At 67.9% G+C, this 12,194-nt stretch carries 13 protein-coding genes; 5 read left to right on the forward strand and 8 right to left on the reverse strand.

The window, feature by feature from the left end; all coding sequences use genetic code 11:
* Positions 1-131: 131 nt before the first annotated feature.
* The gene (locus DIR46_RS02880) at positions 132-653 is read right to left on the reverse strand and encodes a hemerythrin domain-containing protein (RefSeq protein WP_307719123.1); all 522 of its coding nucleotides are present in this window, start codon (positions 651-653) and stop codon (positions 132-134) included.
* A gap of 136 nt (positions 654-789) precedes the next feature.
* On the opposite strand from DIR46_RS02880, the gene DIR46_RS02885 reads away from it, so the two are divergent.
* Positions 790-1,512: a sensor histidine kinase gene (locus tag DIR46_RS02885; protein ID WP_109343902.1), complete on the forward strand. Its 723-nt coding sequence runs from the start codon at positions 790-792 to the stop codon at positions 1,510-1,512.
* Positions 1,513-1,574: 62 nt separating this feature from the next.
* Here the strand turns inward: DIR46_RS02885 and DIR46_RS02890 are convergent, their stop codons facing one another.
* From DIR46_RS02890 to DIR46_RS02900, 3 genes are all read right to left on the reverse strand, one after another.
* Entirely contained in the window at positions 1,575-2,876 is a 1,302-nt protein-coding gene (locus DIR46_RS02890) for an NAD(P)/FAD-dependent oxidoreductase (protein ID WP_109343903.1), read from the reverse strand.
* Between the two features lie 125 nt (positions 2,877-3,001).
* Positions 3,002-3,748 carry a LytR/AlgR family response regulator transcription factor gene (locus tag DIR46_RS02895; protein WP_109343904.1) on the reverse strand — a complete coding sequence of 249 codons (747 nt, stop codon included), beginning with the start codon at positions 3,746-3,748 and terminating at the stop codon, positions 3,002-3,004.
* On the reverse strand, positions 3,738-5,018 hold the full coding sequence (locus DIR46_RS02900; RefSeq protein WP_109343905.1) for a sensor histidine kinase: 1,281 nt from the start codon (positions 5,016-5,018) through the stop codon (positions 3,738-3,740). Before DIR46_RS02900 ends, DIR46_RS02895 begins: the two co-directional genes overlap by 11 nt.
* 235 nt (positions 5,019-5,253) lie before the next feature.
* Here DIR46_RS02900 and DIR46_RS02905 point away from each other — a divergent pair, with 235 nt between their 5' ends.
* From DIR46_RS02905 to DIR46_RS02910, 3 genes are all read left to right on the forward strand, one after another.
* Positions 5,254-5,781: a hypothetical protein gene (locus DIR46_RS02905; RefSeq protein WP_109343906.1), complete on the forward strand. Its 528-nt coding sequence runs from the start codon at positions 5,254-5,256 to the stop codon at positions 5,779-5,781.
* A gap of 240 nt (positions 5,782-6,021) precedes the next feature.
* A complete protein-coding gene (locus DIR46_RS26380; RefSeq protein ID WP_162819403.1) occupies positions 6,022-6,159 on the forward strand; it encodes a hypothetical protein in 138 nt (45 codons plus the stop codon).
* Positions 6,160-6,349: 190 nt separating this feature from the next.
* Positions 6,350-7,594, forward strand: coding sequence for a DEAD/DEAH box helicase (locus DIR46_RS02910; protein ID WP_109343907.1), 1,245 nt, complete (start codon positions 6,350-6,352; stop codon positions 7,592-7,594).
* Between the two features lie 10 nt (positions 7,595-7,604).
* Here DIR46_RS02910 and DIR46_RS02915 read toward each other — a convergent pair whose 3' ends face one another.
* The 4 genes from DIR46_RS02915 to DIR46_RS02935 all read right to left on the reverse strand — a co-directional run bounded on the left by DIR46_RS02915 (position 7,605) and on the right by DIR46_RS02935 (position 11,679).
* Complete coding sequence (locus tag DIR46_RS02915) at positions 7,605-8,057, reverse strand: GNAT family N-acetyltransferase (RefSeq protein ID WP_109347877.1); 453 nt, start codon at positions 8,055-8,057, stop codon at positions 7,605-7,607.
* Between the two features lie 219 nt (positions 8,058-8,276).
* On the reverse strand, positions 8,277-8,561 hold the full coding sequence (locus tag DIR46_RS02925) for a hypothetical protein (RefSeq protein ID WP_109343908.1): 285 nt from the start codon (positions 8,559-8,561) through the stop codon (positions 8,277-8,279).
* A gap of 7 nt (positions 8,562-8,568) precedes the next feature.
* The gene (locus tag DIR46_RS02930) at positions 8,569-8,844 is read right to left on the reverse strand and encodes a hypothetical protein (RefSeq protein ID WP_205289064.1); all 276 of its coding nucleotides are present in this window, start codon (positions 8,842-8,844) and stop codon (positions 8,569-8,571) included.
* Between the two features lie 144 nt (positions 8,845-8,988).
* Entirely contained in the window at positions 8,989-11,679 is a 2,691-nt protein-coding gene (locus DIR46_RS02935) for a bifunctional acetate--CoA ligase family protein/GNAT family N-acetyltransferase (RefSeq protein WP_109343909.1), read from the reverse strand.
* A 115-nt stretch (positions 11,680-11,794) separates the two neighbouring features.
* On the opposite strand from DIR46_RS02935, the gene DIR46_RS02940 reads away from it, so the two are divergent.
* On the forward strand, positions 11,795-12,187 hold the full coding sequence (locus tag DIR46_RS02940) for a hypothetical protein (protein WP_162819404.1): 393 nt from the start codon (positions 11,795-11,797) through the stop codon (positions 12,185-12,187).
* Positions 12,188-12,194: the final 7 nt, after the last annotated feature.

Raw genomic sequence — 12,194 nt, forward strand, 5'->3', positions numbered from 1 at the left:
AGCACCTGGTCAAGCCGGTGCAGATCGAGCGCCTGCTGGAAGCGCTGGCGGCTTCGGCCCCGGCCCGGCCGGCACTGCCGCCGCCTGAAGCCGCCGCAGTTGCCGCCGCAGTCACGGCAGCGGCGGCGCCATCACGCCGTGGCGAGCAGCTCGTCGCGGCGCGCCGCCATCTCGGCGCCCAGCGCGTCCAGGTCGAGCTTGAGCTTGCGCACTTTCGGGAACATCTCCTCTTCTTCCTCTTCGACGTGGTGCTCGATGTACTCGCCCAACACCGTGACCTTGGCGTCGTACAGGTCGTCGCCCGGCTCCATTTCCTGGACCTGCGAGATCAGGTCCTTGGCCGAGGCGTGTTCGACCAGGGCCTCGTCGAGCATGTCCTCCATTTCCTTCGACACCGAGCGCAGCGCCGGATAGAAGATCTCTTCCTCGATCTGCGTGTGCATGATCAGCTGCTGGCAGATCTCGTTCGCCAGTTTCTTCTTGCTGGTGGTGGCGCGCTCGCCTAGTTCGTCGAATTGCTTGAACAGCGCCTTGACCTCGTCGTGCTGGCTGGTCAGGAGTTCGATCGCATCCTGCGGTTTCTCATTCTTGCTCATGGTAGTACCCCCGTATTCTGTATGGTATGGATGGCTCGCTGGCCACGTTTCCAGCATGCGCCGCGGCTGCCGTGCGGACTGTACGGGAGCGCACGCTATGCGGGAATACCGGCCTGGCGTCTGGCGGCGCCGGACGCGCGCCGCCGGATTGCCAACTGTTGTATGATTTGGGAAACATTTAACAGAGCCTACGATGACCGAACCGGCCCCATCGCCCCCCGACCCGGAGCTCGAGCGCCAGGTCGCGGCGCGCACCGCTGAACTCACCGAGATGCTGGCCTGGCTGGCCAACTGCTGGGACCAGGAACGCCGCCAGCTGGCGCGCCAGCTGCATGACAGCCTGGGCTCGTCGATGACGGCCCTGACCATGCACCTGGCCCTGCTCACCCAGAACCTGCCGGCCGACGGCAAGGCGCGCGAACGCGCGGCCCAGATGAAGACCCTGCTGGCCGGCATCATCGAAACCAACCGCACGATGCAGCTCGAGCTGTGGAACGACAAGCTCGAGTTCCTTGGCCTGCGCGCCGCGCTGGCCGAACTGGTGCCCGCCTTCGGCGCCGAGCGCGGCCTGAAGGCCCGCGCCAGCCTGCCCGACGACGACGGCGCCTGGTCGCGCGAGCACGGCGTGCTGTTGCTGCGCTGCGCCGAGGAAGGCCTGCGCAACGCCGCCGCCCATGCCCAGGCGACGCGGGTGGACGTGATCCTGGACGATGACGGCGAAATGGCCATGCTCACCGTGCGCGACGATGGCGTGGGGCCGGGCGAGGATGCGCTGGAAAAATCGTCGAAGGGTTGTCACGGCCTGCGCCTGCTGCGCGAACGCGCGCGCTACCTGGGCGGCAACCTGACCCTGGCGCGCGCCGACAACGGCGGCGCGATATTGCAGATGACCTTGCCGCGCCAGCTGGCGGCCTGAAACAGGTCGGTGCACCAAGGACAACGGCGGCCAATGGCCGCCGTTGTCCTTGGTGCCAGCACCTAGTGCAGTTTGACCAGCGGCGTGCTGCGACGGATCAGGAAGCGCGCCACCGCCAGCAGCGCGGTGCGGGTAATGCCCATCACCGCGCGGTGGTGCATCAGGTGCAGGCTAGCGTACATCGAGCGCGCTACCGCGCCCTGCACGAACCAGCTGGCCCCGCGCAGCGAACCCATCAGGCTGCCGACGCTGGTGCTCTGCCCGACCGAGACCAGCGAACCGTAGTCGCGGTACGCATACGGCGAAGCCGAGGGCGCCTGGCCCTTGTCCATGCGCAGGAAGGCGGCCACCAGGTAATCCGCCTGCTGGTGCGCGGCCTGGGCGCGCGGCGGCACCGGCGCGCCATTGCCGTCGATGCAGACGGCGCAGTCGCCCAGCGCCCAGATATTCGGCACGCCTTTCACACGCAGGTGGGCGTCGACGTCAAGGCCGCCGCCGCGCGCGGTCGGCAGGCCCAGGCTGGCCAGCAGTTCGGGGGCGCGGATGCCGGCGGCCCACACGCACAGGTCGGCGGGGTAGACATTGCCCTTGCCGTCGACGACCTTGTCGGCCTCGATCGCGGTGACGCGGCAGTCGGCCACCACATCGATGCCGCGCTTGCCGAGCAGGTCGTGGGCCGCTTTCGACACCCGTTCGGGCAGCGGCGCCAGGATGCGCGGCGCGCCCTCGAGGATGGTGATGCGCACGTCGCGCTTGACGTCCATGCGCGCGAAGCCATAGCGCGCATAAGCGCCAGACGCTTCGCGCAGCTCGGCGGCCAGCTCGACGCCGGTGGCGCCGCCGCCGATGATGACCACGTCCAGGCCAGTTTCCTTGCCCTCCTCGCGCTGCTGCTCGACCGCCAGCATCAGGCGCAGCATGCGCAGGCGGAAGCGCTCGGCGTCCTCGGTCGCGTTCAGCGAGATCGAGTGCTCTTCAGCGCCCGGGACGCCGAAGTAATTCGAGGTGCTGCCGATCGCCATCACCAGCGAGCCATAGCCCAGGCGCCGCACGGGGAGCACTTCTTCGTCGTCGGTGGCGGCGTGCACCGCACCGATCTCGATCGCCTGGCCGGCGGCGTCGAGTCCCGTCATCGGGCCAAGCACGAAATTGAATCCATTGTCGTGGGCCAGCATGGCGTACGACAGTCCTTCCTGGTGGATGTCCAGGGTGCCGGCGGCGACTTCATGCAGCGACGGCTTCCAGATATGATAAAGGCGGCTGTCGACCAGCGTCACCTTGGATGGACCCAGTTTGCGGCCCAGTTTGCAGGCCAGCTCGAGTCCGCCGGCGCCGCCACCCACGATCACGATATCGCTACGCAAGTTGCCTCCTTCACAATGCCCTGCCCGGCAACGGCGCCGGGTCCTCGGACAATGTCGATTTTACTATGGCCGCGTGAATGACGTTGCGCATGTCGATATTCTTGACTACATATTACGGAACAGGTTCATGAAGGACTGGCTGACCGGTTCCTGAGGCGGATCGTGCCACGCCCGCTCTCGTCGCGCGCCACGCCGGCCACCGCGCGCAGGTTGACGATGGTCGAGCGGTGCACCTGCTTGAACATGGTCGGGTCGAGCACCTCGAGCAGGTCGCGGATGGGTTTGCGCAGCAGCGACTCGCCATCCGCCGTCATCACCACCGTGTACTTGGCGTCGGACTGGAAATACGCCACGTCGTCGACCAGGATCAGGCGCGTCTCGTTGCCGCGGCTGGCCGTCAGCCAGACCAGCGGCTGCGCGCGCGGCGCCGGCGGCGCCACCACCTGCAGCCGCGCCAGCAGTTCTGCCAGCGTGGCGGCATCGACGCCGCCGCGCGCCAGGCGCTCGCGCACCCGCGCCACGGTGGCGTTCAGGCGCTCGCGCGCCACCGGCTTGAGCAGGTAGTCGACCGCGCCGCGATCGAAGGCGTCGAGCGCGTACTGGTCATAGGCGGTGACGAACACGACCTCGGTGCCGAGGCCCGCCGCCAGCAGGCTCGACGCGACCTCCAGACCCGACAGCCCCGGCATGCGGATATCGAGGAAGGCGACCTCGGGACGGTGGATCTCGATGGCTTCCAGCGCGCTGCCGCCGTCCTCGCACACGGCGACGATGTCCAGCCCGGGCCAGGCCTCGAGCAGCAATTTGACCAGCTCGTCGCGCAGCAGCGCCTCGTCTTCGGCGACCACGCATTTAACGGTATCAGGCAGCATGGCGGCCTCCCGTCCCCTGCAACGCCAGCGGCACCGTGATGGTCGCCGCCACCCCGCTCGGGAAGTTGGCGACGATGGCGAAGCTGGCCCCTTTGCCGTAAGCCAGGCGCAGGCGTTCGCGCACATTGCGCAGGCCGATGCCGGTGCCGGCGCCTTCGCTCGAGAAGCCGCGGCCGTCGTCGGCCACGGTCACGGCCACTGCCTGCGCGTGTTCGCCGCCCACCGCGCGGGCCAGGATCCACACCGTGCCGCCGCCCGGCTTCGGTTCCAGCCCGTGCTTGATCGCGTTCTCCACGAGGGTCTGCAGCATCATCGGCGGGAACACCAGCCGCTGCAACTCGTCCGGCACGTCGACCTGCAGCGACAGACGCGGCCCCATGCGGATCGCCAGGATGTCGAGGTAGGCGCGCGCCCGCTCGAGCTCTTCGCCCAGGGTCGACGGCGCATCCTCGGTGCGCGGCAGCGAATGGCGCAGGTACTGGATCAGGTTGCCCAGCATGGCGTCGGCGCGCGCCGGATCGCTGCGGGTGAGCACCTGGGCGCTGGCCAGGGTGTTGTACAGGAAGTGCGGCTCGACCTGGGCATGCAGCAGGTTCAGGCGCGCCACCGTGAGTTCCTTCTCGGTCACGCTCTCGCGCACCTGTTTCGCTTCTGCGCGGCGCCGCTCGGCGATGCGGCGCGCGATGGCGCGCACCACGGCCTCGGCGTTCTCGAGGTTGGTGCCATGGTCGACCAGGAACCAGTCAGTCCAGGCCGGCGCCTCGGGCTCGCAGATCAATGTGACGCTGCCGGCCACGTCGCCGTTGGGCGTCACCGTCGCCAGGATCTGGTTGCGCCGGTTGCCGAAGGTTTCCAGGCCCCACAACTGGGATGCCTCCTTGCCGTAGGGGTCGATGCGCGCGACCTTGGCCCGCACCTGCAGGCTGTCGCGCGCGCTGTCGACGACGGTGGCGCCGGGCAGTTCGCGGATGGCGGCATCGATCATGTCGAACGCCTCGCCCGCTTCGAGCGGAATCTCGATCTGGCGCCGCTGGCGGTTCGACAGGGTGCTGGCGTCCAGGTGGCCGATCACCAGGCGCACCCGGCGCATATGCGAAAACACCTCCAGCAACACCCAGCCGCACAGGGCGAAGCCGAGCAGCGGACCGACGGCGCCCAGGTCGACGTCGACCCGCTCCAGCAAGGTCTGGTTGAGGGTGATGCAGACGGCGAGGTAGCCCGCCAGCCAGGCCAGCAGCAGGCGGAAAACGTGGAACAGGCTTGCAAACATGATGTGCTTTCGGATGGTGAGAATGGGCCCACCATAGGCTATCCATTCCTTGCAAGACAGCATTATGCGACGGAGTCGGGACTGGGCCGACGAAATCGGGGCCAGGCGGCATGGGGCCGGTACGCTGTCGGGCGAAAAGACTGTTGCTTTCCACCTCTCATTACTATTTTCAGACATATCCCCCCCCACCCCTGCCCGCTACAACATCTTTCCGATCAAAGGGTTTTATAGACAGATGGTACTGAAACGCATCGTTGTCGCGCTGGCCGCCACGCTGGCCAGTGCCTGGGCCCACGCCGAAATCGGCGCCGCCGTCACCGCCACGCTGGGCACCACCGGCGCCGGCGTGCACCTGGTCGTGCCGATGGAGAGCAATCTCAACGGCCGTTTCGGCATCAATTACTTCAAGCACGATTTCGACAAGCGCACCGGCGGCATCAACTACGACGCGAGGGCCAAGCTGCAGACCGTCGACGTGCTGTTCGACTGGTACGTGCTCGCCGACAGAGCGATCCGGCTGACCGGCGGCATCCTGTACAACGGCAACGAGATCAAGGGCCGCGGCCGTCCGAATGCCAACGGCCAGTACCTGATCAATGGCCGTGGCTATACCGCGGCCGATGTCGGCAACCTGGACGCGAACATCGACTTCCAGAAGGCCGCGCCGTACATCGCATCGGGTGGGGCAATGCCCTCACCCCGAACCAGCCTTGGCACCTCAGCGCCGATCTGGGCGCCTTCTACCAGGGCAAGGCGCACGTAAACCTGGTCAGCCGCGGCTGCACCAGCTCGCGCCTGACCTGCACCGTGCTCGCGACCGACGTCGCGCGCGAAAAAGCGCGCCTGGTCGAGCAGCTGTCGGACTGCAGGTTCTTCCCGGTGCTGCGGGCCAGCGTGTCGTACAGCTTCTGAGCGGCGCCGTTCCCGCCGGCGATACCGAACGCGCGCCATGCTAGAGACGGCCGGCGTATGATGGGCTTCCACCACCGGGAGGGAGTCCATCATGTTGTCACGCCGAATGCTCGCCGCTGCACTGACCATGAGCTGCCTGCTGCTCGGCGGCTGCCGAGAGCACAACGAGCCGGTCAAGCCGATCACCGACCTGAGCCTGGGCTTGTCAGGCCAGTCTGCTCGCGGCTGATTCTCGTCTGATTCTCGTCTGATTCTCGTCTGATTTTCGGATGATTAACAGCTGATTCACGGCTGATTTGCAGCGAATTCGCGCCAGATCCGCCGGCGCCGCCAGCGGCCGGCCGTCGTGATACGCCCATGCCGGCCTCCGGCAGGGTAAACTACGGCCTGTTCATTTTCGTCCCAAGGTTGTCCCATCCATGTCGTTCGCATCCCTCGGCCTGATCGACCAGATCGTCCGCACCCTCGACGCCCTCGCCTACCACACTCCCACTGCCGTCCAGGAACAGGCAATCCCCGCCGTGCTGGCCGGCCGCGACGTGATGGCCGCGGCCCAGACCGGCACCGGCAAGACCGCCGGCTTCACCCTGCCCATCCTCCAGCGCCTGGCCAAGAGCGGCACCGTGGGCAGCAATGCGGTGCGCGCGCTGATCCTGGTGCCGACCCGCGAGCTGGCCGAGCAGGTGCACGAAAGCGTGCGCACCTATGCCGAAGGCCTGCCGCTGCGCACCATGGTCGCCTACGGCGGCGTGAGCATCAACCCGCAGATGATGGCGCTGCGCAAGGGCGTGGACGTGATGGTCGCCACGCCCGGCCGCCTGCTCGACCTGCAGCGCCAGAACGCCGTGCGCTTCAACGAAGTCAAGACCCTGGTGCTGGACGAAGCCGACCGCATGCTCGACCTGGGGTTCGCGCGCGAGCTCGACGGCCTCATGAAACTGCTGCCCAGGAAGCGCCAGACCCTGCTGTTTTCGGCCACCTTCTCGGACCAGATCCGCGCGCTGTCGAACCAGATGCTGCGCGATCCGGTGCGCATCGAGGCGACGCCGCGCAACACCACCGTCGCCGCGGTGAAGCAGTGGATCGTCCCGGTCGACAAGAAGCGCAAACCCGAGCTGTTCGTGCATCTGCTCAAGCGCCATGACTGGACCCAGGTGCTGGCCTTCGCCCGCACCCGCAAGGGCGTGGACGAGCTGGTGTCCCTGCTCGAAGCGAAGCGCATCACGGCCGACTCGATCCACGGCGACAAGCCGCAGCCGGCGCGCCTGCGCGCGCTCGAGCGCTTCAAGGCGGGCGAGGTGCGGGTGCTGGTGGCGACCGACGTCGCCGCGCGCGGCATCGACATCGACGACCTGCCGGCCGTGATCAACGTCGACCTGCCGATCGTGGCCGAAGACTACGTGCACCGCACCGGCCGCACGGGCCGCGCCGGCGCCACCGGCGAGGCGGTGTCGCTGGTATGCGCCGACGAAGTCGAGCAGCTGGCGGCGATCGAGGTGCTGACCCGGCAGACGCTCGAGCGCGTCGAGGAACCCGGCTTCGCGCCGGATCACCGCGTACCGGTGACGGATGCGAAGGGGCAGATCGTCAAGAAACCGAAGAAGCCCAAGAAGCCAAAGGGCGATGCGGCGGTGGTGAGCGAGGACGTGCGGTTCCGGCGCTGAGCGCGCGAACTCAGTCTGCCCGGCCCGGCTCCAAGGACTTGCGCATGGCGTAGCGCGCGCCGCCCGGCGGGAAACCGTCGAGGCGGCTGAATACCGCATAGCCGAGCTTCTCGTAGAAACCGAGTGCCTGGAAGCTGAGCGTTTCGAGGAAGGCCTGCGTGCAGCCGCGGCGCACGGCTTCGCGCTCGGCTTCGAGCATCAGGGCGCGTCCCAAACCACGCGCACGCATATCGTCGGCGAGCCACAGCGCATGCACCTGCAGCCAGCCCACCCAGGTGTCGCCGGACAGGCCGCCGACCACCTTTCCGTCATGGTCGCGCAAGATTACCAGCAGCTCTTGCGGCGCTGCCCCGCCGGCGTGCGCCGCGTTGAAGTCGATGAGGCCCTGGATGACGACGTTGGCGTCCTGGTAATCCGGTTGCGGTTCGACCGCAATCGAGAGGTCGATGGAATGGTTTGGCATGGCTGGCGGGCGGGCAAATGAAAGCGATTTTACGATCATCGCCAGGGTGCGCATTGGATGCCGCGCCATCCCGAAGGCGTGACGGCCGACGCTTCCCCTGATGCGCCGGGCAAGATGGCAACGAAGTCCCCCGGGCGAGCGAAGAAGCGCACGTCCTGCTGATCGAACCGACCGGCACGCACAACAGCGGCGCCCCGCTGACCGCCGCTCCACGCCGCATCATTTGACGGATGCCGGAGGTTCCCCGTTCTTCGCGACATAGCGCCGATACTGCCATTCGAACGCATGCCAGGTCAGGACGCCGAACACGGTGCCCGCGATCAGCCAGGACGGGATGTTGAAGACGAGGGACGGCACGAACTGCTCGGGCTTGCGGAACCAGCCCGAGATCACGAAGAAGAAGTACATCGGGATGCCGTAGGCGAGCAGTCCGCGCTTGACGATCCACGATGCCATGCCGGCTTCGCGGTACTTGAACCACCTGATCGCGTGTATTTCCTTCATCACGCTGTTAGCCCCGATCCAGCCTGCGCTCGATCGATGCGCCGGCCGCATAGAGCAGGATGAAGGCCGGCGTCATGAACAGCCCGTAGGCATCGGGCCACGAGATGATTTCCAGCGCGCGGTCCAGGCCCAGCCAGTGCGCCAGCGCCAGCTGGGCCGCGATCGGCAGCTCCAGGTAGGTGAACTGCGACCGGTAGTCGACATTGCCCAGCGAGACGAAACCGAGGCAGGTCGCGATGAACAGCGCGTAGGGAGCGCAAAAGAAAAGACCGAGTCGGGACATCGTGATCGATACGAGGTTCGAGTTGCAAATGCTAAGGCGGATCGTCACGACGTGACAGGGCGACATGTACGGCAAGAATGGGCGCTACGATACCATCGTGGCTGCGTGCAAAGTTCACCTTTTGTCACTAAACGTCGCAAAACACTAACGTAATGCAAGGCGCATTTTTCGGATGCCCTCCTCGCCGTCGATCGTCACCTCGAAACCCAGCTTCTTGACCATGGCGACGATGCGCGAATTCTGGGGCAGCGCCTCGCCCACGATCTCGCCGGTGCCGCGCGCCCGGCAATACTCGATCAACTTGGTCATCATGATCCGCCCCAGCCCCATGCCCTTCAGGTCGGAGCGCACGGTCACCGCGAATTCGGCGCTGGTGTTGTCGGGGTCGGCCACCACCCTGCCCACCGCCAGGGTCTCGTTCACGCCTTCGGCATTCTTGCGGGTGGCGATGAAGGCCATCTCGCGGTCGTAGTCGATCTGGGTGAAGCGCGCCAGCTGCGACGGCTGCAACTCGCGGATGCGCACGAACATGCGGTAGCGGATGTCGTCCGGGGTCAGCGCATCGAAGAAGGCCAGGTGGGCCGGGCCGTCCTCCGGACGGATCGGGCGCAGCAGCAGCGGCGCGCCTTGCCAGTCGATCGTCTCTTCGAGCTCGCGCGGATAGGGACGGATCGCCAGGCGGTCGAGCGTGCTGCCAGAGCGGTCGGCCAGCGCCAGGCGCACCCGCGCATCGAGCACGGTCGCCCCCTTGCTGTCGGCCAGCAGCGGGTTGATGTCGAGTTCGACGATCTCGGGGATGTCGGAGACCAGGCGCGAGACCTGGATCAGCACCGCCAGGATCGCGTCCAGGTTGGCCGGCGGCCGGTTGCGGTAGCCGGCCAGCAGGCGCGCCACCCGCGTGCGGTCGACCAGGTCGCGCGCCAGCACCAGGTTCAGCGGCGGCAGGGCCACCGAATGGTCGTCGGTGACCTCCACCGAGATCCCGCCCTGGCCGAACACCAGCACCGGGCCGAACACCAGATCGGTGGCGGCGCCGACGATCAGTTCATGGCCGTTGGCGCGCCGGCACATGGCCTGCACCGAAAATCCGTCGAAGCGCGCCTGGGGGAACAACTCGTCCAGGCGCTTCCTCATGCGCTGGGCGCTGGCGCGCACCGCATCGTCCGAATCGAGGTCGAGCGTCACGCCGCCGAAGTCCGACTTGTGCATCACGTCGGGGGTCAGGATCTTGACCGCGACCGGGTAGCCGATGGCGCGCGCCGCCGCCACCGCGGCCTCGACGTCGGGCGCGGCGCGGGTCTCGACCAGGGCCAGGCCGTAGGCGCGCAGGATGGCCTTGGTCTCGGGATCGGACAGCAGCAGGCGCTTGTTGGCGATCGCCTCGCGCACCAGCGCCCGTGCGGCGCTGCGGTCGGGCGCCATGTGGCCGACCATCGAGGGCGGCACTTCCATCAGGAGGTTCTGGTTGCGGCGATAGTTCACCAGCTGCAGGAAGCCGGCCACGCCGTCTTCAGGGGTGCGGAAGGTCGGCATGCGCGCATTGGCGGCGATGGTGCGCGCCTCGAGCACCGAGGCGCCGCCCAGCCAGCACGACAGGATCGGGCGCGAGGCGGCGCGCGCCAGCGGCGCGATGGCGTTCGCCACTTCGCGGCTGTCGACGGTGGCGGTCGGCGAATGCACGACCAGCACGGCGTCGACCTGCGGGTCCTTGAGCAGGATCTCGAGCGCGGCCGCGTAGCGCTCGGGCGGCGCGCCGCCCAGCAGGTTGACCGCGAGGTTGACCGTCCTTGCGTTCGCCCCGCCGGGCAGCAGCGCGTCCAGTTGGGCGATGGACTCGGGCGACAGCGTGGCGGCCGTGCCCTTGCCGTAGCGCAGCGCGTCGCGCGCCAGCACGCCGGGTCCCGCGCCGTTGCTGACGATGGCCAGCCGCTCGCCATGCAACGGGCGGGCATAGGCCAGGGTCTCGACCGCCGCGAACAGCTGCTCGGTGGTGTACACCCGCAGCATGCCGGCGCGCCGCACCGCGGCGTCGAATACGTCGTCCTCGCTGGCCAGGGCCCCGCTCTCGCTGGCCAACGCGCGCACGCCATCATCAAAGGAGCGCGACTTGAGCACCAGCACCGGCTTGCTGCGCGCCGCGGCGCGCGCCGCCGACATGAACTTGCGCGCATAGCGCAGCTGGTCGACGTAGAGCAGGATGGCGCCCGCGTGGCCGTCGCTCGCCAGGTAGTCCAGCACGTCGCCCAGGTCGACGTCGCTCGAGTCGCCCAGCGAGATGAAGTGCGAAAAGCCGATGCCGCGCGTGCGGGCCCAGTCCAGCACGCCGGTCATCAGGGAACCGGATTGCGAGACGAAGGCGATCCGCCCCGCCAGCGCACCGCTGTGGGCCACGCTGGCGTTCAGGCCGAGGCCGGGCGCCAGCAGGCCGGCGCTGTTCGGTCCGAGCAGGCGCAGCAGATAGGGATGGGCCGCATCGAGCGCGGCCTGGCGCAGGCTGCGGCCGCGTCCATCGCGCGCCTTCGCCATTCCGCTGCTGAGCACCACGGCCGCGCGCGTGCCGCGCTCGCCCAGCTGGCGCACCAGTTGCGGCACGGTCGCCGGCGGCGTGCAGATCACGGCCAGCTCGGGTGCCTCGGGCAGGTCGGCCACGCTGTCGTAGCAGGGCAGCTCGCCGACCTGCTCGTACTTGGGGTTGACCGCGTACAGCTTGCCCTTGAAGCCGCCGCCCAGCAGATTGTCGAGCAGGGTCGTGCCCATGCTGCCGGGGCGCTCGGAGGCGCCGATCAGGGCCACCGATTTCGGCGCGAACAGGTATTGCAGGTTGCGAACGCTCATTGATGGTGACCTTTTTATCGGCAAGTAGTGACACATCGTATCAAACGCCGCGGGCCAAGGGCGCGTCAAAGCCGGGGCTTGCCGCCCGGGGCGCCGGGCGTGCTAGAATCGCCGCGTGAAATATTCTCTCCGTCTCCTGTTCGTATGGCTGATGCTGCTGGCGATCCCGTTCCAGGGAATCGCTTCGGCCGCCATGCTTGCGTGCGCACACGACGCGCCGCAAGGGACGCAGCAGGCCGCTCATGCGGCCCCGCACCACGACGCCGCAAGCACCCCTTGCCACGAAATGCAGGACCAGGCGCCAGATATTGCCCAGGATGCGCACGATCATGACGGCAGCTGCAGCGCCTGCGCCGCATGCTGCATGGGCGCCGCCATGGCGCCCGCGTCCGGCATCGCGCCGCCTCCGCCCACGCTGACCACCGCTCTCCTCGTGGCCGCCACCGGCCGCCTCGCCGCGGTCGACCTCGCGCTGCCCGAACGACCGCCCCGCTTCCCGCTCGCCTGATTTCGCC

Origin of the sequence: Massilia oculi, from assembly GCF_003143515.1 — a bacterium.
GTDB lineage: Bacteria > Pseudomonadota > Gammaproteobacteria > Burkholderiales > Burkholderiaceae_D > Telluria > Telluria oculi.